25 protein-coding genes are annotated in these 23,462 nt (G+C 64.7%); all 25 read left to right on the plus strand.

Annotation, left to right across the window (positions count from 1 at the left end; all coding sequences use genetic code 11):
- Window positions 1–45: 45 nt before the first annotated feature.
- The 25 genes from XW59_RS04995 to XW59_RS05115 all read left to right on the plus strand — a co-directional run bounded on the left by XW59_RS04995 (window position 46) and on the right by XW59_RS05115 (window position 23,454).
- Window positions 46–615, plus strand: coding sequence for a head-tail connector protein (locus XW59_RS04995; protein WP_047143643.1), 570 nt, complete (start codon window positions 46–48; stop codon window positions 613–615).
- Window positions 615–950: a phage head closure protein gene (locus XW59_RS05000; RefSeq protein ID WP_047143644.1), complete on the plus strand. Its 336-nt coding sequence runs from the start codon at window positions 615–617 to the stop codon at window positions 948–950. Before XW59_RS04995 ends, XW59_RS05000 begins: the two co-directional genes overlap by 1 nt.
- A complete protein-coding gene (locus XW59_RS05005; protein WP_047143645.1) occupies window positions 947–1,135 on the plus strand; it encodes a hypothetical protein in 189 nt (62 codons plus the stop codon). Before XW59_RS05000 ends, XW59_RS05005 begins: the two co-directional genes overlap by 4 nt.
- Window positions 1,116–1,526, plus strand: coding sequence for a DUF3168 domain-containing protein (locus XW59_RS05010; protein WP_047143646.1), 411 nt, complete (start codon window positions 1,116–1,118; stop codon window positions 1,524–1,526). The genes XW59_RS05005 and XW59_RS05010 overlap by 20 nt, the downstream gene beginning before the upstream one ends.
- Before the next feature lie 48 nt (window positions 1,527–1,574).
- Window positions 1,575–1,988, plus strand: coding sequence for a phage major tail protein, TP901-1 family (locus XW59_RS05015; RefSeq protein ID WP_047143647.1), 414 nt, complete (start codon window positions 1,575–1,577; stop codon window positions 1,986–1,988).
- A complete protein-coding gene (locus tag XW59_RS05020; RefSeq protein ID WP_047143648.1) occupies window positions 1,985–2,329 on the plus strand; it encodes a gene transfer agent family protein in 345 nt (114 codons plus the stop codon). The genes XW59_RS05015 and XW59_RS05020 overlap by 4 nt, the downstream gene beginning before the upstream one ends.
- Window positions 2,330–2,373: 44 nt before the next feature.
- Window positions 2,374–2,547, plus strand: a complete 174-nt coding sequence (locus XW59_RS05025) for a phage tail assembly chaperone (protein ID WP_246666003.1) — start codon at window positions 2,374–2,376, stop codon at window positions 2,545–2,547.
- Window positions 2,544–3,107, plus strand: a complete 564-nt coding sequence (locus XW59_RS05030; protein ID WP_047143649.1) for a phage tail tape measure protein — start codon at window positions 2,544–2,546, stop codon at window positions 3,105–3,107. The genes XW59_RS05025 and XW59_RS05030 overlap by 4 nt, the downstream gene beginning before the upstream one ends.
- A 13-nt stretch (window positions 3,108–3,120) precedes the next feature.
- Window positions 3,121–3,762 carry a DUF2460 domain-containing protein gene (locus XW59_RS05035; RefSeq protein WP_047143650.1) on the plus strand — a complete coding sequence of 214 codons (642 nt, stop codon included), beginning with the start codon at window positions 3,121–3,123 and terminating at the stop codon, window positions 3,760–3,762.
- Window positions 3,759–4,646: a DUF2163 domain-containing protein gene (locus XW59_RS05040; RefSeq protein ID WP_047143651.1), complete on the plus strand. Its 888-nt coding sequence runs from the start codon at window positions 3,759–3,761 to the stop codon at window positions 4,644–4,646. The genes XW59_RS05035 and XW59_RS05040 overlap by 4 nt, the downstream gene beginning before the upstream one ends.
- A complete protein-coding gene (locus XW59_RS05045; RefSeq protein WP_047143652.1) occupies window positions 4,643–5,101 on the plus strand; it encodes an NlpC/P60 family protein in 459 nt (152 codons plus the stop codon). The genes XW59_RS05040 and XW59_RS05045 overlap by 4 nt, the downstream gene beginning before the upstream one ends.
- Window positions 5,102–5,113: 12 nt before the next feature.
- Window positions 5,114–9,007 (plus strand): glycoside hydrolase/phage tail family protein, encoded by a 3,894-nt coding sequence (locus tag XW59_RS05050; protein ID WP_047143653.1) that lies wholly within the window; start codon window positions 5,114–5,116, stop codon window positions 9,005–9,007.
- A 22-nt stretch (window positions 9,008–9,029) separates the two neighbouring features.
- A complete protein-coding gene (locus tag XW59_RS05055; protein WP_047143654.1) occupies window positions 9,030–9,236 on the plus strand; it encodes a hypothetical protein in 207 nt (68 codons plus the stop codon).
- 111 nt (window positions 9,237–9,347) lie between these two features.
- Complete coding sequence (locus XW59_RS05060) at window positions 9,348–9,647, plus strand: hypothetical protein (RefSeq protein ID WP_047143655.1); 300 nt, start codon at window positions 9,348–9,350, stop codon at window positions 9,645–9,647.
- A 65-nt stretch (window positions 9,648–9,712) separates the two neighbouring features.
- Window positions 9,713–10,378 carry a response regulator transcription factor gene (locus tag XW59_RS05065; protein ID WP_047143656.1) on the plus strand — a complete coding sequence of 222 codons (666 nt, stop codon included), beginning with the start codon at window positions 9,713–9,715 and terminating at the stop codon, window positions 10,376–10,378.
- A 34-nt stretch (window positions 10,379–10,412) separates the two neighbouring features.
- Window positions 10,413–11,801 carry an ATP-binding protein gene (locus XW59_RS05070; RefSeq protein ID WP_047143657.1) on the plus strand — a complete coding sequence of 463 codons (1,389 nt, stop codon included), beginning with the start codon at window positions 10,413–10,415 and terminating at the stop codon, window positions 11,799–11,801.
- Between the two features lie 97 nt (window positions 11,802–11,898).
- Entirely contained in the window at window positions 11,899–12,342 is a 444-nt protein-coding gene (locus tag XW59_RS05075; RefSeq protein WP_047143901.1) for a hypothetical protein, read from the plus strand.
- Between the two features lie 100 nt (window positions 12,343–12,442).
- Window positions 12,443–13,585: a c-type cytochrome biogenesis protein CcmI gene (ccmI, locus tag XW59_RS05080; RefSeq protein ID WP_047143658.1), complete on the plus strand. Its 1,143-nt coding sequence runs from the start codon at window positions 12,443–12,445 to the stop codon at window positions 13,583–13,585.
- Window positions 13,582–14,019, plus strand: coding sequence for a cytochrome c maturation protein CcmE (gene ccmE, locus XW59_RS05085; protein ID WP_047143659.1), 438 nt, complete (start codon window positions 13,582–13,584; stop codon window positions 14,017–14,019). Before ccmI ends, ccmE begins: the two co-directional genes overlap by 4 nt.
- A gap of 22 nt (window positions 14,020–14,041) precedes the next feature.
- Window positions 14,042–16,033 (plus strand): heme lyase CcmF/NrfE family subunit, encoded by a 1,992-nt coding sequence (locus XW59_RS05090; RefSeq protein WP_047143902.1) that lies wholly within the window; start codon window positions 14,042–14,044, stop codon window positions 16,031–16,033.
- Entirely contained in the window at window positions 16,030–16,494 is a 465-nt protein-coding gene (locus XW59_RS05095) for a cytochrome c-type biogenesis protein (protein WP_047143660.1), read from the plus strand. The genes XW59_RS05090 and XW59_RS05095 overlap by 4 nt, the downstream gene beginning before the upstream one ends.
- A gap of 128 nt (window positions 16,495–16,622) precedes the next feature.
- Window positions 16,623–18,170, plus strand: coding sequence for a Do family serine endopeptidase (locus XW59_RS05100; RefSeq protein WP_047143661.1), 1,548 nt, complete (start codon window positions 16,623–16,625; stop codon window positions 18,168–18,170).
- 195 nt (window positions 18,171–18,365) lie between these two features.
- Window positions 18,366–19,040, plus strand: coding sequence for a response regulator transcription factor (locus XW59_RS05105; protein ID WP_047143662.1), 675 nt, complete (start codon window positions 18,366–18,368; stop codon window positions 19,038–19,040).
- Window positions 19,037–20,485: a HAMP domain-containing sensor histidine kinase gene (locus tag XW59_RS05110; protein WP_047143663.1), complete on the plus strand. Its 1,449-nt coding sequence runs from the start codon at window positions 19,037–19,039 to the stop codon at window positions 20,483–20,485. The genes XW59_RS05105 and XW59_RS05110 overlap by 4 nt, the downstream gene beginning before the upstream one ends.
- Window positions 20,485–23,454, plus strand: a complete 2,970-nt coding sequence (locus XW59_RS05115) for a bifunctional [glutamine synthetase] adenylyltransferase/[glutamine synthetase]-adenylyl-L-tyrosine phosphorylase (RefSeq protein WP_136067946.1) — start codon at window positions 20,485–20,487, stop codon at window positions 23,452–23,454. Before XW59_RS05110 ends, XW59_RS05115 begins: the two co-directional genes overlap by 1 nt.
- Window positions 23,455–23,462 lie beyond the last annotated feature (8 nt).

Raw genomic sequence — 23,462 nt, forward strand, 5'->3', positions numbered from 1 at the left:
AATTGCCGGGGCCGTTTTTTCATTCCAATCACAGCGGATCGTTTCATGACGCTTTTTCGAACCGTGGAGCCGGAGCACGAGCCGGTGACGCTCGTGGAGGTGAAGCAGCATCTTCGACTGTCGCACGACAGTGAGGACGAGTTGCTGGAAGGCCTGGTGCGCGCCGCGCGGCAAGAGGTCGAGAACTCCACCGGACTTGCATTGATGGATCAGGCGTGGCGCTGTGTGCTGGACCGCGTGCCGGCCTCGCTCTGCGTGCCGCTGCGCCGGCACCCGATCAGGGAAATCAGCGCGATAACGCTCTACGGGCCGGACGGCGAGGCCGCCTTGCTCGATCCGGCGGGCTATCAGCTCGACGCCTTGTCGCGCCCGGCCCGGCTGGTGTTCCTCGCGCCGGTCGAGGCGAAGCGGGCGATGAACGGCATCGAGATAGACTTCACCGCCGGCTTCGGCGAGAGCGGCGCGGACGTGCCCGATCTCCTGAAACGTGCCATGCTGCTGCTGGTCGCGCATTGGTACGAGTTCCGGGCTTCATTCGGCGCCCGCCAGCAACCGGTGTCGTTCCCGGCGGGCTACGATCGGCTGATCGCACCGTTCCGAATGCGGGGCCTCTGATGCGGAGCGAATTCATCGATCCGGGCGAGTTTCGAACCGAGTTCACCCTGCAACGCGTCTCGCTTATGCCCGACGGTGGGGGTGGTCATCAGGAGAGCTGGACCGAAACGGCGGCATTCTTCGCAAGAATCGAGCCGATCTCCGCCGCCTCGCGCTTCGGGGCGGGCCAGATGCTGGAGACGGTGACGCACCGCGTCACGATGCGTCACCGGCCCGACATAGAAAGCGGGATGCGGCTCGTCCGGCAGGAGAGGGTATTCGATATTCTCACCGTTCACGATCCCGACGAGACCGGGCGCTATCTTGTGTGCAGGGTGCGAGAGGATGGGCGATGAACATCACCATGAGACTGACGCTCGACGGCTTGCTGAAAGGGTTGCGGATGACCGCGCATGCGATGGCGGAGCAGAAGGAAGAGCGCTATCCTCGCGGGGCGGGCAGTGGGCTGCCCGAAGTGCCTCGATCCATCAAACGCCACCCGAAGCCAACGGAGAACGACGATGACTTCTCCGGCGATTGAACTGCAGAAGACGATATTCGCCGCGCTCAGCACCGATGCCGCGCTGGCCGAGGCAATGGGCGGCGTGAGGATATTCGACCACGCGCCGGCAAACGTCGCCTTCCCCTATATCAGCTTCGGGCATACGAGCGTTTACGACTGGAGCACGTCGACCGAATCAGGGACCGAGCATCTCTTCACCCTGCATGTGTGGTCGAAGGCGAAGGGCAAGGCCGAAGCGTTGAAAATCATGGAACTGGCGCGGACGAGGCTCCACGATACCATGCTGGAAATGCCGGGCCATGCGCTGGTCAATCTGCGCGCCGAATTCGAGGAAACGCGGTTCGACGACGACCTGTCGGTCTATCGCGGAATCCTGAGGTTCCGCGCCGTCATCGAGCCGGCAGCCTGATCGCGACCGCCAGGCGGTCGTTCAATTTTCGAAAAACAGGAGGGCGATATGGTCGCTCAGAAGGGCAAGGACCTTCTCCTTAAGATCGAGGGAGAGGGAACCGGAAACTATGTGACCGTGGCGGGCCTGCGGACGAAGCGCCTGGCCTTCAACAGCGAGACGGTCGACGTGACGGACGCAGATTCGGCGGGACGCTGGCGCGAATTGCTTGCCGGCAGCGGCGTGCAGCGGGCGAGCCTCAGCGGCTCCGGCATCTTCAAGGACGCGCAATCGGACGAGATGATCCGCTCCCGCTTCTTCGCCGCCGACATCTCCAATTGGCAGATGGCGATCCCGCATTTCGGAACCGTTGCCGGGCCGTTTCAGGTGACGGCGCTGGAATACACCGGCAGCCATGACGGCGAGGTAACCTTCGAAATCGCGCTGGAATCGGCCGGCGCGATCAGCTTCGCGGTGGTATGATGCCGGCCAATGCGAGACGTGGAGAGATAGAGGCCGAACTGGACGGTCGGCCATTCCGGCTTTGCCTGACACTGGGAGCGCTGGCTGAGCTCGAGGCGGCATTCGCCGTCGGCGATCTCGGGGCGCTCGTCGAGCGCTTCCGGTCCGGACGTCTTTCGGCCTCGGACATGACACGCATCATCGGCGCGGGCCTGCGCGGCGCGGAAGCGGTCGTGACCGACGCGGAGGTCGCCGCCATGCGGTGCGCGGGAGGAGCCGCCGGCTTCGCGGAAATCGTCGCGGATCTGCTCGCCGCGACATTCGGCACGGCGAAGAAAGAGACGCCGGCCACAAACCCTTGAACGCCGCATCGGGCGGGGAAAGCCGGTTTCCCTGGGACGAGATAATGTCCACGGGCCTCGGCCTTATGCGGCTGCCCCCCAACATCTTCTGGTCGATGACGCCACGCGAGCTGGAATTCGCGCTCGGCTTCCATGCGCGCGCGGCAACCGGAGCGCCACCGCGCTCGGAATTCGAGGCGTTGATGGCGCTGTTTCCCGACGGGAGTGAACGGATTTGACGAAGATTCAGGTTGAAGTGGAAGCGGATACGCGGCCATTCGAAGCGGCTCTTGATGATCTCAAGCAATTGTCGGACGCCTTTGGCGCCCAGCTCACAGGCGCGATGAAGAGTGCCGCGATGAGCGGCCGGTCGCTGGACGATGTTCTGCGCAGGATCGGCATAAGCCTCGCCGGAATGGCCCTGAGCACGGGACTGGCCCCGATGCAGGAACTGGGTTCGTCGATGTTTTCAAGTTTCGCCGATTTGCTGAAGCGCGCATTGCCGTTCGAGAAGGGGGGCGTGGTTTCTTCCTTCGCGGCGGGCGGGGTCGTCTCTTCGCCGACCTTGTTTCCGCTTGGATCGGGCCTGGGGCTGATGGGAGAAGCCGGCGCCGAGGCGATCCTGCCCCTGAGCCGCGGCGCCGACGGTCGGCTGGGCGTGGCGACCGGCGGCGGAGCGGCACCTGTCAACATCGTCTTCAACGTGACCACGCCGGATGCGCAATCGTTCCGCAAATCCGAGGCGCAGGTGACCGGAATGCTCGCGCGTGCCGTCTCGCGCGGCTCGCGGACGTTCTGACGAGGCATCGGCAATGGACAGCTTTCATGAAGTCCGATTTCCCGGCGCGGTTTCGTTCGGCGCCACCGGCGGGCCGGAACGCCGCAACGAGATCGTAGCACTGACCTCCGGACGCGAGCGACGCAACCTCCGGTTCGAGCATTCCAGGCGGCATTACGATGCCGGCACGGGCGTGCGCTCGCTGGAGGATCTGCAGGAGATCGTCGCCTTCTTCGAGGCTCGGAGAGGATCGCTGCACGGATTCCGGTTCCGTGATCCGTTCGACATGAAATCCTGCAATCCCGGCGCAAGTCCGACGCCGCTCGATCAGTTCATCGGAACGGGCGATGGAAGTAACGCCTCGTTCCAGCTCGCCAAGCGCTACGGTGACGGGGAGGATGCGCACATCCGCCCGATCCGCAAGCCCGTCGCCGGAAGCGTGTTGGTGGCGGTGGCCGGCGTAGCCAAGGCGAATCCGGCGGATTTCACCGTCGATCACCTGACCGGGACCGTGACATTCACGCACTCCGCCGTTCCGGTATCGGGCGCGGCGGTGACCACCGGTTTCCAGTTCGACGTACCGGTGCGCTTCGACGCCGAGAGGCTGTCGATAAGCCTGAGCGCGTTTCGCGCAGGCCAGATACCCAGCATTCCCCTTGTCGAGATCGAGCCATGACCGGCCATTCGGACGAGTTCGCCACGCATCTGCGTCGCGAAGTCACCACGCTCTGCCATTGCTGGAAGCTGACGCGCCGCGACGGAAGCATGGACGGCTTTACCGACCACGACCGCAGGATCCAATTCGAGGGAAACAGCTACGAGCCGAGATCCGGCTTCTCACAGAGCGAAGCGCGAATGTCGCTCGGCTTTTCGATCGACACGAGCGATGTGGAAGGTGCGCTATCTTCGCCGAGCCTTGCCGAGAACGATATCGAGGCAGGGCTCTTCGATGGAGCTGAGATCGAGACCTATCTCGTCAATTGGCGCAAACCGGAGGAACGCGCGCTTCTCCGCAAATCCATAGTCGGCAAGATCGAGCGGATCGACGGCCGCTTCGTTGCCGAGCTGGAGAGCCTGACGCGCAGTCTCGACCGGCCGAACGGGAGATATCTCCGGCGCGTCTGCGACGCCGAGCTTGGGGATGCGCGATGCCGGGCGAATATCGACAAGCCCGAGTTCCGCGCGTCGGGATCCGTCCTCTCCGTATCCGCGCCGTGCAGCTATCGCGTGGATGGCCTCGACGGGTTCTCGGCCGGTTGGTTTTCCTTCGGCGGCCTATATTGGACCAGTGGCAGATATTCGGGGCGTGTATCCCTCGTTGCCGACCATAAGTTCGAACTCGGCGGGATCGTACTGGTGCTGCCGGTGGAGTTTGCCGACGCACGGCCCGGCGACGGCTTCGATATCAGGGCGGGATGCGACAAACAGTTCGCCACCTGCAGGTCCAAGTTCGGCAATTCAGTCAACTTTCGCGGCTTTCCGCATCTGCCCGGCAATGACGCGGCATACCGTTATGTGACCGAAGGCGGCGTGTTCGACGGCGGAGTGCTGGTCGAATGAGCCCGCCGACCGACATATCGGAGGAGGTGGTGGCGGAAGCCATGCGTTGGCTCGGCACGCCTTACAGGCACCAAGGGGCGATGAGAGGCGTCGGATGCGATTGCCTTGGGCTCGTGCGCGGCGTTTGGCGCGAAATCTATGGCCGCGAGCCCGAAACGTCGGGGAGCTACGCGCCGGACTGGGCAGAAGCAGGGACAGGCGAGCCGCTTCTCGAAGCCGCCCGGCGGCATTGCATCGAAAAGCCCATAGGCGAAATGGAGCCGGGCGACCTGATCCTGTTTCGCTGGAAACCGCCGCATGCGGCCAAGCATCTGGGAATATTGTTCACGTCAGACAGCTTCATCCACGCGTATCAGGGGCATTCGGTGCTGATTTCGCCGCTCGTTCCTCAATGGCGTCGCAAGATCGCCGGCGCATTCGCTTTTCCCGATCGGCGCCTGGCCGAAATCTCCTGAAGGGTCGACGATATGGCTACAATCGTGCTGCAGGCCGCCGGCGCCTATCTGGGTGGCATGCTTGGAACCGCGGGCGCGGCGATCGGCTCGGCTGCCGGCGCAATGGCCGGCTACTTTCTCGATCGCAGCCTCCTCGAGGGCACGCGCCGACTGGAAGGTCCGCGCCTCAATGCGATGCGCCCGTTCGTGGCCGAGGAGGGCGCGGCACTGGCACGCGTCTACGGCACCGTGCGGCTCGGCGGAAACCTGATCTGGGCGACGCGTTTCGAGGAAAGCAGTCAGACGAAGCGGCAGGGCGCCAAGGGCGGGCCGCGCGTCACCACCTACAGCTATTACTGTAACGCGGCCTTCGCGATATGCGAGGGCGATATATCCGGAGTGAGACGGATCTGGGCGGATGGGCGCGAGCTCGACATCGAGCGCTTCAACATTCGTATCCACACCGGTGGCGAGGACCAGAGCGCGGATACACTGATCGCGGCTAAGCAGGGTGAGCACAACACGCCCGCCTATCGCGGCGTCGCCTATGTCGTGTTCGACCGGTTTCCGCTCGATGAATACGGCAACCGCATCCCGCAATTCCAGTTCGAGGTGATCCGGGCGCCGAAGGGGCTGAACTCGCTGATCCGCGCCGTGGCGATGATCCCGGGAGCGACGGAATACGGCCTTTCGCCGACGCCGGTGACCCGGACCGCCCGGCCCGGCGAAACCGAATATCTGAACCGGAACATGCTTCACGGCGCCTCGGATTTCGTCGCCTCGCTCGACGAACTGCAGATGATCTGCCCGAACGTGGAAGACGTCGCGCTCGTGGTGACATGGTTCGGCCGGGATCTTCGTGCCGCCCACTGCGCCATGAAGCCGTCGGTGACGCATGGAATTGCTTCCGGCATTTCCGAGCCCTGGATGGTGGCGGGCCTCGATCGCGTGAGCGCGCCGATCGTCTCCTATGTTAATGGCGGCGCTGCCTACGGCGGAACGCCCACCGACAAATCCGTCGTCGAGGCGATCAGGGAAATCCGCCGGCGCGGGCTGCGCGTCACGCTCTACCCGTTCGTCATGATGGACGTGCCGAATTCGAACGGCCTTCCCGATCCGTACGGCGGGCCGCAGCAGCCGAGCTATCCCTGGCGCGGCCGCGTCACCTGCCATCCGGCACCCGGCCTGGCCGGCACGCCCGACAAGAGTGCCGTCGCTAGGACGCAGGTCGCAGCCTTCTGCGGGAGCGCGCGGCGGCAGGACTTTTCGGTCGTCCAGGGCGCCGTGCGGTTCACCGGCACCGCCGACGATTGGGGGTATCGCCGCCTTGTTCTCCACTACGCGCATCTTGCGAGTGTTGCGGGCGGCGTGGACGGGTTCCTGCTGGGTTCGGAGATGCGCGGTATGACAACGCTTCGCGACCACGCGAACCGTTTTCCCTTCGTCGAGCAATTGTGCGAACTGGCCTCCGAGGTGCGGGCGGTTCTGGGGCCGGCGGTCGCCATCGCCTATGGAGCTGACTGGACCGAGTATTTCGGTCACCATCCGGCGGATGGCAGCGGCGACGTGTTCTTCCATCTCGACGCGTTGTGGAGCCACGAGGCGATCAGCGCGGTCGGCATCGATAATTACATGCCGCTGTCGGATTGGCGCGACGCGGACTATGGCGGTGGAAACCCGGATGGGTTCGCCGGCCCATATGACGCGGAAGGATTGCGCAGCCAGGTTGCGTCGGGCGAGGGCCATGACTGGTACTACGAGAACGCCGCCAAGCGCGTGGCGAGGGAACGCAGCCCGATCACCGACGGCGCTCACGGCAAGCCGTGGGTCTATCGCTACAAGGATATCAGGAGCTGGTGGTCCAACCGGCACTTCGATCGGCCCGGCGGCGTGGAGGCGGCGATGCCGACATCATGGGTTCCGGAATCGAAGCCGATCTGGTTCACCGAGCTGGGATGTCCGGCGGTCGACAAGGGACCGAACCAGCCGAACGTCTTTCCCGATCCGAAATCATCGGAAAATGCCTATCCGTACTTCTCGGATCGCGGGCGTTCCGATCTCGCCCAGCTCGCCTATCTGGAGGCGCAGTTCGAACATTGGGGTGCCCAGGACGATGCCACGTCGGACGCGAATCCGCTCTCGCCCATCTATGGTGGGCGGATGGTGGACGTCTCGCGCTTCTATCTGTGGGCTTGGGATGCACGGCCGTTTCCGGCCTTTCCCATCCAGGGCCAATTGTGGAAGGACGGTAGCAACTGGCAGAGCGGCCATTGGCTCAATGGTCGCATCTCCGGCTTCTCGGCTGGAGAGTTGATTAACGCGATCCTGCACGACCACGACCTTCCCGCCGCCGAAACAACGTCGGTCGAAGGCAGCGTGCATGGCTATCTGGTCGAGGAGCCGACGACGGCGCGCGCCGCGCTCGAACCACTTGCCGAGCTCTTTCGCATAGCCGCGCGCGAGGAAAACGGAAGCCTGTGCTTTTCCATGGAAGGGCGATCGTCCGCCGGACCGGTCGAGGTGACGGAATTCGTCATCGACGAAAATCGTGCCGCGGTGACCAGAACGCGGGCGCCGGAGGACAGCGTGCCGGGCGAATGCGAGCTGACCTTCCGCGATCCCTTCAAGGACTATCAGGTCTCCGCTTCGCGGACCGTGCGGAGCGGAGCAGGTTCGGGTGCCGCGCGGGCATTGAGCTTTCCGGGTGTGCTGGAGGCAGGCGAGGCCGAATCCCTGCTCACCGACTGGCTCGAAAGGAAGTGGGTTTCCCGCGAGACGATCTCGTTCTCCCTGCCGCCGACGGTGCTGGAAGTCACGCCCGGCGCGGTGGTACGCATCGGCGACGAGCCGAACGAATATCTTGTCGAGGAGGTCGAGGACGGACTGACGAGAACCGTCGCCGCCCGCAGGATCGTCAGGCGCGCGCCGGCGCCGTGGCGTGCCACGCTTTCGTCGAGCAGCGGTGCTCCCGTGCTTATCCCCGGCGCGCCGCACGCGTTGATGCTCGACCTGCCGATGGGACCCTCGGCAGGCCCCCCGGAAGACCAGTTCCGGATCGCGGCGCATGCGCTGCCGTGGCGAAGCCAGGCTGTCTATTCCTCCCCCGAGGCGACCGGCTTCGAGGCGAAAGCCACCATGCAGTCCCGCGCGACGATCGGGATGCTCGTGGAGGCCGCGCCAAGAGGTGTGGAAGGAAGGTTGGACAAACTAAACTCCATCATCGTCGAACTCCTCGACGGCGAGCTTGCGAGCGTTTCCCGGCTGCAATTGCTGAACGGCGCCAATGCCGCCGCGCTGCGCGCGGATTCTGGCGAATGGGAAGTGCTGCAATTCGGCAGGGCGGAAGAAATCGGTCCATCCTCGTGGAGGCTCTCCACGCTCCTGCGTGGCCAGCTCGGCACCGGCGATGCCATGAAAGCGGGATTTTCGATCGGAGCGCCGTTCGTTCTCCTGGATTCGGCGGTGGAGAAGGCCGGTCTTTCGCCGGCCCAGGCCGGGCTGCTCCTCAACTGGCGTGTCGGGCCTGCCGGCTATGATTTCGACGGCGCACATTTCGCCGAGGTCCGAGCGACCGGCGGCATGCGCGCGAGACTGCCGCTGAGCCCGGTTCATATTCGCTCAAAGCCGACGGCAGTGGGAGACCTCCATTTCTCGTGGACGAGGCGGGGTCGTATCGATGCCGATAGCTGGATGGCGGAGGAAATTCCGCTCGGCGAGGATTTCGAACGATACCGGATCGAGATCGGCGTGCCGGGAGGAACGCCGTTGCGCAACGTGGAAACAGCGGAGCCACGCTGGCTCTACGGTGCCGCGCTGATCGATCAGGACTTCGGCGAGAGACCGGCCCGGATGGAAATCACCATCCGTCAGATCAGCACGGCGGTGGGGGCGGGATTGCCGGCCAAAAAAATCGTGATGGTGACGTGAAGTCGAGAAAGAGGCGAAAAGCATGGAAACGGAAAAACCCTGGTACACTTCGCGTACCATCTGGGCATCCATCATAACAGTAATGGCCGTGTTTGCCGGCGCATTCGGGTTGCCGCTGGACGATGGCGAGCAGGCGGAGCTCGTGGAACTCATCCTCCAAGGAGTTGCGGCCGCAGCCGGCATTGCCGCTATCGCAGGGCGGCTGATGGCCAGAACACGCATCGGATAGGCGTTATTTCCAAGCAAAGACAATGAACTATGTTGCCCGACGGGGTGGCGCGGCGCGGAAATCGCTGTCATGTTCATTTGGCGTTCAGCACCTCCGCGTTAAGAAGGCAGCATGAAACAGGTTCTCAAATTCGCCCGTCTCCTGGTCGCGCTCGGCGCGGCCGTGTCGAGCGTGAGCACTCCGGCTTCGGCACTGCCGCTCGTCAGTCCGAATGCGCCGGGGAACGTCGTCTACGTGGCCGACGACTGCTATGCGATAGGCATGCAACAGGCGAGGCAGGTAGGCGGGCAGCTCGCCAAGGCAACGCCCGAGACGCGTGGCGGCAGGACGGTCTGCGTCATCGTGGTGCTGGTTCCGGGCAGGGACGGAGAGCGCCCCAGACGCAACGAGATCGTCGTTCCACTGAACTGAATCGATTTTCCTAGCGTCGCGAATCCGGCAATATCCGCCATCGACATTCAAACGGAACCCTCTTCATGCGCATACTCGTGGTCGAGGACGACAAGGATCTGAACCGGCAGGTCTCCGATGCCCTGGTAGATGCCGGATATGTGGTCGATCGCGCCTATGACGGCGAGGAAGGGCACTTCCTCGGCGATACCGAGCCATACGACGCCGTGGTCCTGGACATCGGTCTGCCGCAGATGGACGGGATCAGCGTCGTCGAACGCTGGCGCCGCGACGGCCGCAAGATGCCGGTGCTGATCCTGACGGCGCGCGACAGGTGGAGCGACAAGGTGGCCGGCATCGATGCTGGCGCCGACGACTACGTGACCAAGCCTTTCCATATCGAGGAAGTGCTTGCCCGCGTGCGCGCGTTAATCCGCCGTGCGGCCGGGCATGCCTCGTCCGAACTTTCCTGCGGTCCGCTGCGATTGGACACGAAATCCTCGAAGGCGGACGTCAACGGCGTGCCGCTGAAGCTCACCTCGCATGAGTTCCGGCTGCTGGCCTATCTGATGCACCACATGGACGAGGTGGTCTCACGAACGGAGTTGGTCGAGCATCTCTACGACCAGGATTTCGATCGCGATTCCAATACGATCGAGGTCTTCGTCGGACGGCTGCGCAGGAAGATGGGCGTCGACCTGATCGAGACCGTCCGCGGCATGGGGTACAGGATGCGCGAGCCGCGGGATTGAAGGCGAAGAACGCAGGTTCCCTCCCGGAGGAAGCATGGACTTCCTGAGACGACGGCTGAACTCGCTCGCCTTTCGCGTCATCGCATTTTCGACGATCTGGGCGGTGGTCGCGCTCGTTGTGATCGCGACCATCATATCGACACTCTTCCGGCAGGCGAGCGAACGGGGCTTCGAGAGCCTGCTGACGGCGCACCTGTTCAACCTCATCAGTTCCGTGGGCGTCGGCGAACGCGGCGTGCTGCAGGGCTCGCCCAATCTGGGCGATCTGCGGTTCACCGTTCCCCGGTCCGGCTGGTACTGGACTGTCGAGCCGGAATCGGACGCGGTCACGGGTCGGCTTCAATCGCTTTCGCTGGTCGAGCCGATACCGTCGCCACCCACCAGCGAGGTGCCGTTCAACAGCGAGTTCCAGCGAAGCTATATCGCCGACGGCCTCGCCGGCGAGGTCGTGGAGGTGTTCGAGAGCGAATTCGCTCTCGATACGCCCGACCGCATCGCGCGCTTCCGCGTGATGGGCAATCGAACGGAACTCGAGCACGACATCGCGCTCTTCGATCAGCAGCTCTATCTCTATCTCGGGATATTCGGCATCGGGATGATCGCGATCAACGCGGTGGCCATCCTCGTCGGTCTTGAGCCGCTCGGCAGGGTGAGGCGCGCGCTTGCGGAGATCAGGGCAGGGGTGGCGCAGCGTCTCGACGGCAATTTCCCGACCGAGATCGCTCCGCTGGCGGAGGAGACGAACGCACTGATCGAGGGCAACCGTCGAATCGTGGAGCGATCGCGCACACAGGTCGGCAATCTGGCGCACTCGCTGAAAACCCCGCTCGCGGTGCTGACGAACGAGAGCAGGGCGATCGGCGGCGCAAAGGGGACGCTTATTGCCGAGCAGGCGGCGGCAATGGGCCAGCAGGTGGAGCACTATCTCCAGCGCGCGCGCATGGCCGCCCAGCGCGATACGATCGTCTTTCGCACGCCGGTGGTCGCCACGATGCGGCGCATGATCCGGGTGATCGAGAAGCTCAATCCCGAAATGCACGTTCTTTTGAACGCACCGACGGAGGAAGTGATCTTCGCGGGCGAACGCGAGGATCTCGAGGAGATAGCCGGCAATCTCCTGGAAAACGCGATGAAATGGGGCAGGAGCCGCGCCATCGTTTCTATCGTCGCGCTGCAGGCTCAGGACGAGAAGCAGCGACTGTTCGACCTGACCATCGAGGATGACGGGCCCGGCATCCCCGAGGACAAGGCCCGAGAAGCGCTCAAGCGCGGCCGGCGCCTCGACGAATCGAAGCCCGGCACCGGCCTGGGACTCGCCATCGTTTCCGATCTGGTCAGCGAATATGGCGGGAAACTCCAGCTCGACAGATCGGAATTGGGCGGCCTGAGGGCCGTCGTGACGCTGCGTAGGGTGCACGAGTAACCATGTGAGCGGGCAAATGCATTTCACTGCGCCAAATTTCAGCCAGATAGTGTATGTATTCGCGCCGAAGCTTCGTGCTTTTTTCTTGGTGAAAAGAATGAATTGGCGAGCAGTCGTCGTAGTGTTCAGCGTTGGACTGGCGGGCTGCGCATCCAGCAGCGGCTCCACTTCGGGTTCTCTCATCGGCGCTTTTGCCGGCAGTCCGGGAGACAAGGATCAACCTGTCGCTGCTTCCATCGTCGAAGCGATGGCCGGCGGTTTGATCGGACAGTCGATCGGCGAAGACCTCGACCGGAGCGAACGCCGCCGGGCGCTGGAGGCGGAATATCGCGCGCTGGAATACACGCCATCCGGGCAGCGCGTGACCTGGGGAAAGACGGGTAGCCGGCAGTATGGCGAGGTCGTCGCGGGCTCGCCCTACAGGGTCGGATCGCAGGATTGCCGCCAGTACACCCATACGGTCTATACGCGTGGCGTGTCGCAGAGCGCGCGGGGCGCCGCATGCCGCAATGTCGACGGAAGCTGGACGCCGCTCGTTTGACGGTTTGACCATCACGATCCCGCGAGCGACCGCCGGCCCGCCAAAAAGCCGCACTCGCAGATTATTGGCAGGCCTTGCCCGAAGAGGCTAAGAGGTCTGTATGTTTTTCTGGATCGCCGCCGCTGTCCTGACGCTTGGAGCTTGCCTCGCGGTTCTCGTGCCCCTGACGCGAACCCAGGCAGGACGCGACGCCGATCGCGATCACGATATCGAGGTCTATCGCGACCAGCTTGCCGAACTCGATCGGGAAGCCGCGCGCGGATCGATCGGGGAATCCGAAGCGGCCGAGGCGCGGGCGGAGATCGGCCGGCGCATCCTGCGCCTGGCCGACCAGCAGTCCGACCAGGCGTCTTCGTCCGGTGGCAGGTTCACGCGTTTTGCGGGAACCGCCGCGGTGCTGTCGATCCCGCTCCTGAGCTGGGGTGTCTACGCAACCATCGGCTCACCCGATCTGCCGGCGATGCCTTTGCAGGCCCGCATAGAGCAGGATCCGGAGAAGAATACCGTCGACGAGCTCGTGGCGCGCGCTGAGGCGCATCTGGCGGAGAATCCGTCCGACGGCCGGGGTTGGGACGTGCTTGCGCCGATCTACTATCGCATGGGGCGCCATCAGGATGCGGTAACCGCCTATCGTAACGCCATCCGTCTTTCCGGAGTGTCCGCCGCGCGGGAGACAGGGCTGGGAGAGGCGCTGGCCGCGTCCTCCGGCGGCCTGATCACCTCGGACGCACAGGCAGCCTTCGAGCGTGCGCTGGCGCTCGATCCGCAATTCCCCAAGGCAAGATACCTGCTTGCCGCCGCCTTCATGCAGGATGGCAAACCCGATCAGGCCGTCGCCGAACTGCAGAGGATGATGGAAGGATTGCCGGAGGAATCACCCTGGCGCGACGTGGCGCAGCAGGCGATGCGGAGCGTCAATGCTGAGGTCGAGCGCGAACAGACCGCGACCGGCCCCACGCGCGAACAGGTCCAGGACGCCGCGGGCATGGACGATGCCGACAGGGCGGCCATGATCGAGGGCATGGTCTCGTCGCTTGACGAGAAGCTGCGCGCGAATCCCGACGATCCGGCCGGTTGGCAGCGCCTCATCCAATCCTATGTGGTGTTGGGCCGGGAAGCTGACGCCGTCGAAGCGCTCGGCCGCGGCATCGTCGCGATGGGGTCCGACAGCGACAAGGGCGCGGAGCTCGAAGCGTTCGGCGCTTCGCTCGGCCTCAAACCCGGGGAGCCGGAGAAGGAATGACGCGGAAGAAGAAGAGGCTGGCGGTTATCGGCGGCGGGCTGGCCTTTCTGGGGCTGGCGGCCGCGCTTACATTCTATGCGCTCGGCCAGCGCACGTCCTATTTCTACATGCCGGGAGATCTCGTCGCCGCCGAGCTTACGCCTGGCCAAAGAATCAGGCTCGGCGGTTTGGTCGAGAAGGGCACGATCGAGCGCGGGCAGGGCACGAACGTCTCATTCCAGGTGACGGATCATGAAAACTCGGTGAAGGTGGCCTATAACGGCATCCTCCCCGACCTCTTTCGCGAGGATCAGGGAGTGGTGACCGAGGGCACGTTCGGCACGGATGGCGTGTTCGTCGCCGACAGCGTGCTCGCCAAGCATGACGAGAATTACATGCCGCGGGAAGTCGCCGATGGTCTCAAGGCCAAGGGCGTGTGGCAGGAAGAGGATTGATGACCGTGGGTGAGGTGCGATGATCGTCGAGCTTGGCCATTTCGCGCTGGTTCTCGCTTTTGCGCTGGCGCTGGTCCAGTCGACCGTGCCGCTGATCGGCGCGCGCTCGGGCAACCAGCGCATGATGGCGGTGGCGGGCCCGGTGACGATTGCCGGCTTCGTTCTCACCGCCTTCGCCTTCGCCGTGCTTACGGTCTCCTACATCCAGTCCGACTTCTCGGTCGTGAATGTGTGGGAGAACTCCCATTCGCTGAAGCCGATGATCTACAAGGTGACCGGCACGTGGGGCAACCACGAGGGCTCGATGCTCCTGTGGGTGCTGATCCTCGCCGCTTTCGGCGCGCTCGTCACGGTCTTCAGCGGCAATCTGCCGGCGACCTTGCGGGCCAACGTGCTCGCGGTGCAGGGGATGATCGGCGCGGCCTTCTTTCTCTTCATACTCGCGACATCAAACCCGTTCGCGCGCCTCGACCCGGCGCCGTTCGAAGGCCGCGACCTCAATCCCCTCCTGCAGGACATCGGGCTCGCGATCCATCCGCCGCTGCTCTATCTCGGCTATGTCGGCTTTTCGATTTCCTTCTCCTTCGCGGTCGCTGCGCTGATCGACGGCAAGATCGACGCTGCCTGGGCGCGCTGGGTGCGCCCCTGGACGCTTGCCGCCTGGGTTTTTCTCACCGGCGGAATCGCTATGGGCTCGTACTGGGCTTATTACGAGCTTGGATGGGGCGGATTCTGGTTCTGGGATCCGGTCGAGAACGCGTCCTTCCTGCCCTGGCTTTCGGGCACGGCGCTCCTGCATTCGGCCATCGTCATGGAAAAGCGCTCGGCGCTGAAGATATGGACGCTCCTGCTCGCCATCCTGACTTTTTCGCTGTCGCTGCTGGGGACCTTCCTTGTTCGCTCCGGCGTACTCACCTCGGTCCATGCGTTCGCCACCGATCCCACGCGCGGCGTCTTCATCCTCGCCATCCTGATGGTGTTCATCGGCGGTTCGCTGGCGCTGTTCGCGATCCGGGCGCATCTGCTGACGGCCGGTGGACTTTTCCAGCCGATATCGCGGGAGGGCGCGCTCGTTCTCAACAACCTCTTCCTGACGACGGCCACCGCGACGGTGCTGATCGGCACGCTCTATCCGCTGCTCGTCGAGGCGGTCACCGGCGACAAGATTTCCGTCGGCCCGCCCTTCTTCAACATGACCTTCGGCCCGTTGGTCGTGCCGCTGCTCGCCGTCGTTCCGTTCGGCCCGCTGCTCGCCTGGAAGCGCGGCGACATCGCGGCGGTCTCGCAGCGGCTGTTCTTCGCGTTCGGTATTGCCCTGCTCGCCACGCTCGGCGCATTCGTGTTCATCGATCGCGTCTCGGTGTTCGCGGCACTCGGCATCGGGCTTTCCGTCTGGCTGGTCGCCGGTGCGTTCACTGATCTCGCGCTGAAGGCCGGCTTCGGCAAGGTGTCGCCGAGCGTGGCCTTGAGCCGGCTTTTCGGCCTGCCGCGATCGGTGTTCGGCACCGCGCTCGCCCACGCCGGCCTCGGCTTGACGACGCTCGGCATCGTGTCGGTCGTCACGCTGGAGACGGAGAAATTCACATCGATGAAGCCCGGCGAGACGGTTCAGGTGGCGGACTACACCATACGCTTCGACGGCATCAGCCCGTTCCAGGGGCCGAACTACACCGAGGACCGCGGCCATTTCACCTTCCTGAATTCGGCGGGTCGCGAATTGGGCGAGCTCTTTTCCTCGAAGCGCCTTTATCCGGCGCGCCAGATGCCGACCACGGAGGCCGGCATCAGGACGCGCGGTCTGAGCCAGCTCTATATCTCGCTGGGGGATCCGACAGTGGACGGCGGCATCGTTGTCCGCATCTGGTGGAAGCCGCTCGTTCTCCTGATCTGGCTGGGTGGCGTGCTGATGATGATCGGCGGCACGGTCTCGCTGCTCGATCGAAGGCTGCGGATCGGCGCGCCCGCCGCCCGGCGCTCGGCCGCGGTCGGAGAGGCCAAGGCGCTGCCGTCATGAGCTGGGTTGCCCGGATCGCTGCTGCCGCGGGCATCCTGCTTGCAAGCATCGCCTTCGCCCATGCGGTCGACCCCTCCGAGATGCTGGACGATCCTGCCCTCGAACAACGTGCACGGCAGTTGACGGCGGGCCTGCGCTGCATGGTCTGCCAGAACCAGTCGATCGACGATTCCGATGCGGAACTCGCCCGCGACCTGCGCAAGATCGTGCGTGAGAGGGTCGCCGGCGGCGACAGCAACGAAGAGGTCATCTCCTATGTCGTATCCCGCTATGGGGAGTTCGTGCTTCTGCGTCCGCGGTTCAATGCGCGCAACGCCCTGCTTTGGGCCTCTCCGGTAATCCTCATCATCATCGGAGGAGCGTTCGTCTTCCTGAACGCCCGTCGACGTCGTGCGGCCACGCCGGCCCTCAGCGCGGAGGAGGACCGCAAACTGCGCGACATCCTCGACGGTCGCGGCTGACGCGCGACTTTTCGTCAACATTACGAAAGTTTCATCGGGCGGAAATGGTGCCGTAAGGTCGCAAACTCTATCTCTGTGGGCACGGATGCGGAAACAGCGTCCAGTGCGATTTCACAAGGATCACAGAGATGCAGAATACGACCAGCAACTATTCGAAGGCCCGCAACCGCCTGCTTGCAGCCGGCGTATCCATCGCGGTGGCGGGTGCGATCGGCCTCGGCGCGGTCGCGACCGGAACGAGCCCCGTCCGGGCCGACGCGGTGCGGGTGGAAGGCGTGCAGGCGCAGGGCTTTGCCGACGTCGTCGACAAGGTTTCCCCGGCCGTCGTGAGCGTTCGCGTCCAGGCCAAGGTTGAGCCGGCTTCCGATCGCGGCAGCGGCCCCGGTTCGTTCTTCGACGATCCGGGCTTCGACAACCTCCCCGACGACCATCCGCTGAAGCGCTTCTTCCGCGAGTTTCGCGGCGACCGGGAATTCCGCGGCAATCGCGAATTTCGTGGTGACAGGGGCGGACGCGAGCGGGCACCCCGTCCGGTCGCGCAAGGCTCCGGCTTCTTCATTTCCGAAGACGGCTATCTGGTGACCAACAACCACGTCGTCGAAGGCGGCTCGAATTTCACCGTCGTGATGGACGACGGAAGCGAACTCGATGCCAAGCTCATCGGTACCGATCCGCGCACCGATCTTGCCGTCCTCAAGGTCGACGACAACAGCCGCAAGTTCACTTATGTCGCGTTCGACGAGAACAGCGACGTGCGCGTCGGCGACTGGGTCGTGGCCGTCGGCAACCCGTTCGGTCTCGGCGGTACGGTGACGGCGGGCATCGTTTCGGCGCGTGGCCGTGACATCGGTGCCGGCCCCTACGACGATTTCATCCAGATCGACGCGGCCGTCAATCGCGGCAACTCCGGCGGCCCCGCCTTCAACATGAAGGGCCAGGTCGTCGGCATCAACACCGCCATCTTCTCGCCCTCGGGCGGCAATGTCGGCATCGCCTTCGCCATTCCGGCCTCGACGGCCAAGGACGTGGTGCAGAGCCTGATCGACAACGGCCAGGTGTTGCGCGGCTGGCTGGGCGTCCAGATCCAGCCGGTCAACAAGGACATCGCCGAATCGATCGGCCTGTCCGAGGCGAAAGGCGCGCTCGTCACCGATGCACAGGGCGACGGACCGAGCAACGCGGCCGGCATCAAGGCCGGCGACGTGATCACAGCGGTGGACGGCAGCGAGGTGGCTTCGCCCCGCGAGCTTGCCCGCGCGATCGGTTCGATCGCCCCCGGCAAGACCGTCGATGTCTCGCTGTGGCGCAACGGCAAGGCGGAGAACGTCGAGGTCAAGCTTGGCGAACTGCCGCGTGACCAGCAGCAGGCGAGCGCGGACTCCTCCGCGCCTGCCGCCCCGACGAGCACGCTGGAGGATTTCGGCCTCACGATCGCTCCCGCCGACAGCGGCAAGGGTCTGGTGGTCACCGATGTCGACCCGGACAGCCCGGCCGCCGAGCGCGGCATCCAGCCCGGCGACGTGATCGTCGCGGTCAACTCGCAGATCATCAACGGCAGCGAGGATGTTTCGAAGGCGATCGAGCAGGCATCCAAGGCCGGCCGTAAGGCGGTCCTGGTGCAGGTCACCCGCGACGATGCCAGCCGCTTTGTGGCGCTGCCCATCCAGCAGGGCTGAGGCTTTTTCGACAATTAGCATCCGGCGGCATGCAAAGCGCCGCCGGAGGTTCGAAATTCGGAGCCGGCTTGGTGGGCGAATATTGGCTTCCGGCTCCGGCGGCAGCGGGTTCCACCACCCGCTGCCGTTGTATTTAGTGGGAGAAACACCATGATTCCCTCGGTAGCCGATCCGCAAATCGCGTATAAGCAGGCAATGAAGATTCTTGTGATCGAAGACGACCGCGAGGCAGCCGAGTATCTGGAGAAGGCTTTCGACGAAGCCGGCCACAACGTGCATCTGGCGGGCGACGGAGAAACGGGATACGCGCTTGCGAGCACGGGGGAGTACGACGTGCTCGTCGTCGACCGTATGCTGCCCCGCCGCGACGGTCTGTCGGTCATTGCCGGCCTGCGGGCCAAGGGCATCGACACGCCGGTGCTGATCCTTTCCGCCCTCGGCGAGGTCGACGACCGTGTGACCGGCCTCAGGGCCGGCAGCGACGACTATCTCACCAAGCCCTATGCATTTTCCGAACTGCTCGCCCGCGTCGAGGTGCTGAGCCGCCGCACCGGATCCAAGGATATCGAGACCGTCTATCGCGCCGGCGACCTCGAACTCGATCGCCTGTCGCACTCCGTCAGGCGCGCGGGCCGCGAGATCGTGCTGCAGCCGCGCGAGTTCCGCCTGCTCGAATATCTGATGCGCCATGCCGGACAGGTGGTGACCCGCACGATGCTTCTCGAGAACGTGTGGGACTACCATTTCGATCCGCAGACCAATGTGATCGACGTCCACGTCTCCCGACTTCGCTCGAAAATCGAAAAAGGCTTCGATACGCCGGTTCTCCACACGGTACGCGGCGCCGGCTACATGCTGCGGGCCGGTTGAAGGTGAACATGCCGGCCGTGATGAAGACGACAGCGGCGCGGCTTTCGACGCTTTACCTGGTGCTGTTCGCGCTTTGCGCGACCGTTCTGGTCATCTACATGACTTCGCTTTCCGTCCGCATGCTGACGGGCCAGACCCAGGAGCTGATCGCCGACGAGGTCCAGAATCTGGGCCGAGCCTATCAGCGCGGCGGCTTGCCCCTGCTGGTGCGGTTCGTCGAGCAACGATCGCGCCAGCCGGGCGCCAATCTCTATCTGCTGGCGGATTCCAACGGGCGCATCCTCTCCGGCAACGTGCAGAGCCTGCAGCCGGGCGTACTGGAGACCGAGGGCTGGACGACGCGGCCATTCGCCTATCAGCGCTTCGGCGAGGGCGACGCGGAAAGAGGCATGCGCCTGCCCGGCGACGCGGCACCCGCGGTGAACGACGGCCCGGCGCACACGGCGGCCGCCTTCGTACTGCGCCTGCCCAACCAGATGATCCTGCTCGTCGGACGCGATCTAGGCGAGCCCGAACGTTTCCGTGCCATCGTGCAGCGCGCGCTCATGCTCGCCTTCGGCATGATGGGGCTTGGCGCCTTCCTGATCTGGTTCTTCGTCGGCCGCAGCGCCCTGAAGCGCATCGACAGCGTCTCCGACGCCAGCAGGCGCATCATGGGCGGCGACCTCACCGGTCGCCTGCCGGTGAGCGGAGCGGGCGACGAATTCGACCGGCTCTCCGAAATCCTGAATGCCATGCTCGCCCGCATCGGCACGCTGAACGAAGGCCTCAAGCAGGTCTCCGACAACATAGCCCATGATCTGAAGACGCCGCTGACGAGGCTGCGGAACCGCGCCGAGGCCGCGCTTTCCGGCGACCCGGACAGCGATGCCTACCGGCAGGCGCTGGAGACGGCGATTGCGGAATCCGAGCAGCTCATCCGCACCTTCAACGCCATCCTGATGATCTCCAGGCTCGAAGCGGGCTATTCCTCCGAGCATATGGAACCGGTCGATCTGGCCGCCGTCGTGTCGGATGTGGTCGAGCTCTACGAGCCGGCGGCCGAGGAGGTGGGGGTCCTGCTTTCCGCAGAGCTCGGTGCGCCGGTGTCGATCCAGGGCAACCGCGAGCTTATCGGCCAGGCGCTTTCCAACGTGGTCGACAACGCGATCAAATATTCTTCCGGCAGCTCCGAAATGCCGAAAGTCGTCGTCTCGCTTTCGCAGATCGGCGACGAAGCCGTGTTGAAGGTGACCGACAACGGTCCCGGCATTCCCGAGGAGGACATGCAGCGCGCCACCGAGCGTTTCGTGCGGCTTGAGCGCAGCAGGAGCCAGCCGGGCTCGGGCCTCGGCCTCAGCCAGGCCAAGGCAATCATGAAATTTCACAAGGGCAGGCTTGAAATGGCGGACGGCAAGCCTGGATTATCTGTCTTGATGGTGTTTCCGACAGTCAGTGGGGGATGATGAGCACGAGCAAGCGGCCCGGCAAGCAGGAAGACGGTACGACCTGGTTCGAGGCGCCGGCGCGGAGTTTGCAGCCGCTCGATGCCGAAAACGCCGCCGAGGAGCTGAACGAGCTCGCCGAGGCGGCTGCGGGGGAGGGCGCGTCCCGGCTCGCGAAGCTGGCCGGCGGCTCGTCGCCGCTCGCCTCCTTCCTCGCGGCCGTGCTCGATCTCTCGCCTTTCCTGCGCGATTTCGCGCGCCGCCGTCCGGCGGTCCTCGAAGCATTGTTCGACGTGCCGCTCGACAAGCGCCTGACAGGGCTGATCGGAGAAATCCGAAGCCAGGGCGACGTTCCGGAAATGACCGAAGCCATGCTCATGCGCGTGCTTCGGCAGATGAAGGGCGAGGCGCATTTTCTCATCGCGCTCGCAAGCCTTGCCGGCGAGGGGGATGCCGAGCGAACGGTCCGAAGGCTGAGCAATCTCGCGGACGCCTGCATCGCCGCGGCGGTCTCCTTCCTGCTGAAGGACGCGCATGCGAGCGGCAAGCTGAAGCTTCCCGATCCGGACGATCCCATGAAAGGCTCCGGCTGGATCGTGCTCGGCATGGGCAAGCTCGGCGCGCACGAGCTAAATTTCTCCTCCGACATCGACTTGATCGTCTTCATCGACTTGAACGCGCCAGCCATCCTAGACCCGATGGAGGCGACGGACCTCTTCTCGCGGCTGACCAAGCGGCTCGTGCGTATCCTGCAGGACCGTACGGAACACGGCTACGTCTTCCGCACCGATCTCAGGCTGCGCCCCGACCCCGGTTCGACGCCGCTCGCGATTCCGGTCGAGGCCGCGCTCAACTATTACGAAAGCCGGGGCCAGAACTGGGAGCGCGCCGCCATGATCAAGGCGCGGCCGGTGGCCGGCGACATGAAGGCCGGCGAGGCGCTGCTCGACGAGTTGAAGCCCTATGTCTGGCGCAAATACATGGATTTCGCGGCGATCGCCGACGTGCATTCGATCAAGCGCCAGATACATGCCCACAAGGGCCATGGCGAGATCGCGGTCCGGGGCCACAACGTCAAGCTCGGCCGCGGCGGAATCCGCGAGATCGAGTTCTTCGTCCAGACGCAGCAACTGATCGCCGGCGGCCGCTTCCACGAGCTGCGCGGGCGTCAGACGGTGCCGATGCTGCGCATGCTCGCCGGGCGCGGCTGGATCACCGAGGAGGTGAGCGACGCGCTGATCGCGCAATACTGGTTCCTGCGCGATGTCGAGCATGCGATCCAGATGGTCGCCGACGAGCAGACCCATATCCTGCCGGAAGACGACGAGGGGCTCGAACGCATCGCGCACATGCTCGCCTTCGAGAGCGCGGCCGCCTTCTCCGAGACTTTCCAGAAATCTCTGCAGACGGTGGAAAGGCACTATGCCGCGCTGTTCGAGACCGCGCCGCAGCTTTCGGCCGGCGTCGGCAATCTCGTCTTCACGGGCGATGTCGACGATCCCGACACGCTGCACACGCTTTCCGAACTCGGATTCCAGCGGCCGAGCGACATATCGCGGGTGATCCGCATCTGGCATTTCGGGCGCTACCGGGCGACGCGTTCGGCCGAGGCGCGTGAGCGGTTGACCGAGCTGACGCCGGCGCTGCTGGAGGCGTTCGGCAAGACGCGTCGGGCCGACGAGGCGATCATGCGCTTCGACGGGTTCCTCTCCGGCCTGCCGGCGGGCATCCAGCTCTTTTCGCTCCTCCAATCCAATCCGGCGCTGCTGAAGCTGCTCGCCAACATCATGGGGGCGGCACCGCGCCTGGCGGAAATCATCACCAGGCGGCCGCATGTCTTCGATGGGCTGCTCGACCCCGGCCTGCTCTCCGAACTGCCCACAAGGGCCTATCTCTCGGCGCGCATCGAGGCGTTCCTGCAGGGTGTCGAGCTGCACGAAGACATTCTCGACCGGCTGCGCATCTTCGCCGCCGAGCAGAAGTTCCTGATCGGCGTGCGCCTGCTGACGGGCGCGATCGACGCCGAGCGGGCCGGCAAGGCGTTTTCCGATCTCGCCGACCTCTGTATCGGCCGGGTGCTCGATGCGGTCATCGCCGAATTCGCCCGCCGCCACGGCAAGGTGACGGGCGGCTCGGTCTGCGTGCTCGGCATGGGCAAGCTCGGCAGCCGCGAGCTGACCGCGGGTTCGGACGTCGACCTGATCCTGCTCTACGATCATGATCCGGGCGCGGACGAATCCGATGGGGAGAAGCCGCTTGCCCCTTCGCATTACTATGCACGCCTGACCCAGCGCCTGATCGCGGCCGTCTCCGCGCCCACTGCCGAGGGCGTGCTCTATGAGCTCGATTTGCGGCTGCGTCCCTCCGGAAACAAGGGGCCGGTCGCGACCCATATCGAGGCCTTCCGCAAGTATCAGCGCGAGAACGCCTGGACATGGGAGCACATGGCGCTGACGCGCGCGCGGCCGGTGGCCGGCGCGGAGGAATTCTGCGTCGCCGTGGAAAAGGAGGTCGAAGGGGTTCTTTCGCTGCGGCGCGACCGCCAGAAGATCTTCAAGGACGCCGTCGAGATGCGGCGGCTGATCGCCGAGGAAAAGCCGCCGCGCGACGCATGGGATCTGAAGCTGGTTCGAGGCGGGCAGATCGACCTCGAATTCATCGCCCAGTGCGCCGTTCTGACCGGCAAGGCCGAGGGCGAGCGGACGACGGCCACCGGCCGTGTCCTTGGCCGTCTGTCAGCGGATTTCTGCGATCCGCAGGCCAGGCAGGAACTTCTCGACGCCTATCGGCTCTATCTCGACCTCACGCAGATCATGCGCGTCTGCCTCACCGGCCCGTTCGAGCCGCAGGACGTCCCGCCCGGCCTGGCCGATCTTCTGCTGCGGAGCACGGACCTGCCGGACATGAAAGTGCTCGAAGCGCATCTGAAGGAAACGGCCGGGCGTGTCGGGAGACACTTCGACGGACTGCTCGCCGGCAAGCGCGGCTAGGGAAAAAT

Source organism: Aquamicrobium sp. LC103, assembly GCF_001014615.2.
GTDB lineage: Bacteria > Pseudomonadota > Alphaproteobacteria > Rhizobiales > Rhizobiaceae > LBCQ02.

What these genes read in the sequence shown, in the direction of transcription:
- XW59_RS05045 (WP_047143652.1), top strand. Translation starts at nt 4,643, where the DNA reads ATGAGCCCGCCGACCGACATATCGGAGGAGGTGGTGGCGGAAGCCATG.
- XW59_RS05060 (WP_047143655.1), top strand. Translation starts at nt 9,348, where the DNA reads ATGAAACAGGTTCTCAAATTCGCCCGTCTCCTGGTCGCGCTCGGCGCG.
- XW59_RS05055 (WP_047143654.1), top strand. Translation starts at nt 9,030, where the DNA reads ATGGAAACGGAAAAACCCTGGTACACTTCGCGTACCATCTGGGCATCC.
- XW59_RS05065 (WP_047143656.1), top strand. Translation starts at nt 9,713, where the DNA reads ATGCGCATACTCGTGGTCGAGGACGACAAGGATCTGAACCGGCAGGTC.
- XW59_RS05005 (WP_047143645.1), top strand. Translation starts at nt 947, where the DNA reads ATGAACATCACCATGAGACTGACGCTCGACGGCTTGCTGAAAGGGTTG.
- XW59_RS05035 (WP_047143650.1), top strand. Translation starts at nt 3,121, where the DNA reads ATGGACAGCTTTCATGAAGTCCGATTTCCCGGCGCGGTTTCGTTCGGC.
- XW59_RS05020 (WP_047143648.1), top strand. Translation starts at nt 1,985, where the DNA reads ATGATGCCGGCCAATGCGAGACGTGGAGAGATAGAGGCCGAACTGGAC.
- XW59_RS05000 (WP_047143644.1), top strand. Translation starts at nt 615, where the DNA reads ATGCGGAGCGAATTCATCGATCCGGGCGAGTTTCGAACCGAGTTCACC.
- XW59_RS05095 (WP_047143660.1), top strand. Translation starts at nt 16,030, where the DNA reads ATGAGCTGGGTTGCCCGGATCGCTGCTGCCGCGGGCATCCTGCTTGCA.
- ccmE (WP_047143659.1), top strand. Translation starts at nt 13,582, where the DNA reads ATGACGCGGAAGAAGAAGAGGCTGGCGGTTATCGGCGGCGGGCTGGCC.
- XW59_RS05115 (WP_136067946.1), top strand. Translation starts at nt 20,485, where the DNA reads ATGAGCACGAGCAAGCGGCCCGGCAAGCAGGAAGACGGTACGACCTGG.
- XW59_RS05010 (WP_047143646.1), top strand. Translation starts at nt 1,116, where the DNA reads ATGACTTCTCCGGCGATTGAACTGCAGAAGACGATATTCGCCGCGCTC.
- XW59_RS04995 (WP_047143643.1), top strand. Translation starts at nt 46, where the DNA reads ATGACGCTTTTTCGAACCGTGGAGCCGGAGCACGAGCCGGTGACGCTC.
- XW59_RS05105 (WP_047143662.1), top strand. Translation starts at nt 18,366, where the DNA reads ATGAAGATTCTTGTGATCGAAGACGACCGCGAGGCAGCCGAGTATCTG.
- XW59_RS05100 (WP_047143661.1), top strand. Translation starts at nt 16,623, where the DNA reads ATGCAGAATACGACCAGCAACTATTCGAAGGCCCGCAACCGCCTGCTT.
- ccmI (WP_047143658.1), top strand. Translation starts at nt 12,443, where the DNA reads ATGTTTTTCTGGATCGCCGCCGCTGTCCTGACGCTTGGAGCTTGCCTC.
- XW59_RS05070 (WP_047143657.1), top strand. Translation starts at nt 10,413, where the DNA reads ATGGACTTCCTGAGACGACGGCTGAACTCGCTCGCCTTTCGCGTCATC.
- XW59_RS05075 (WP_047143901.1), top strand. Translation starts at nt 11,899, where the DNA reads ATGAATTGGCGAGCAGTCGTCGTAGTGTTCAGCGTTGGACTGGCGGGC.
- XW59_RS05025 (WP_246666003.1), top strand. Translation starts at nt 2,374, where the DNA reads ATGTCCACGGGCCTCGGCCTTATGCGGCTGCCCCCCAACATCTTCTGG.
- XW59_RS05015 (WP_047143647.1), top strand. Translation starts at nt 1,575, where the DNA reads ATGGTCGCTCAGAAGGGCAAGGACCTTCTCCTTAAGATCGAGGGAGAG.
- XW59_RS05040 (WP_047143651.1), top strand. Translation starts at nt 3,759, where the DNA reads ATGACCGGCCATTCGGACGAGTTCGCCACGCATCTGCGTCGCGAAGTC.
- XW59_RS05050 (WP_047143653.1), top strand. Translation starts at nt 5,114, where the DNA reads ATGGCTACAATCGTGCTGCAGGCCGCCGGCGCCTATCTGGGTGGCATG.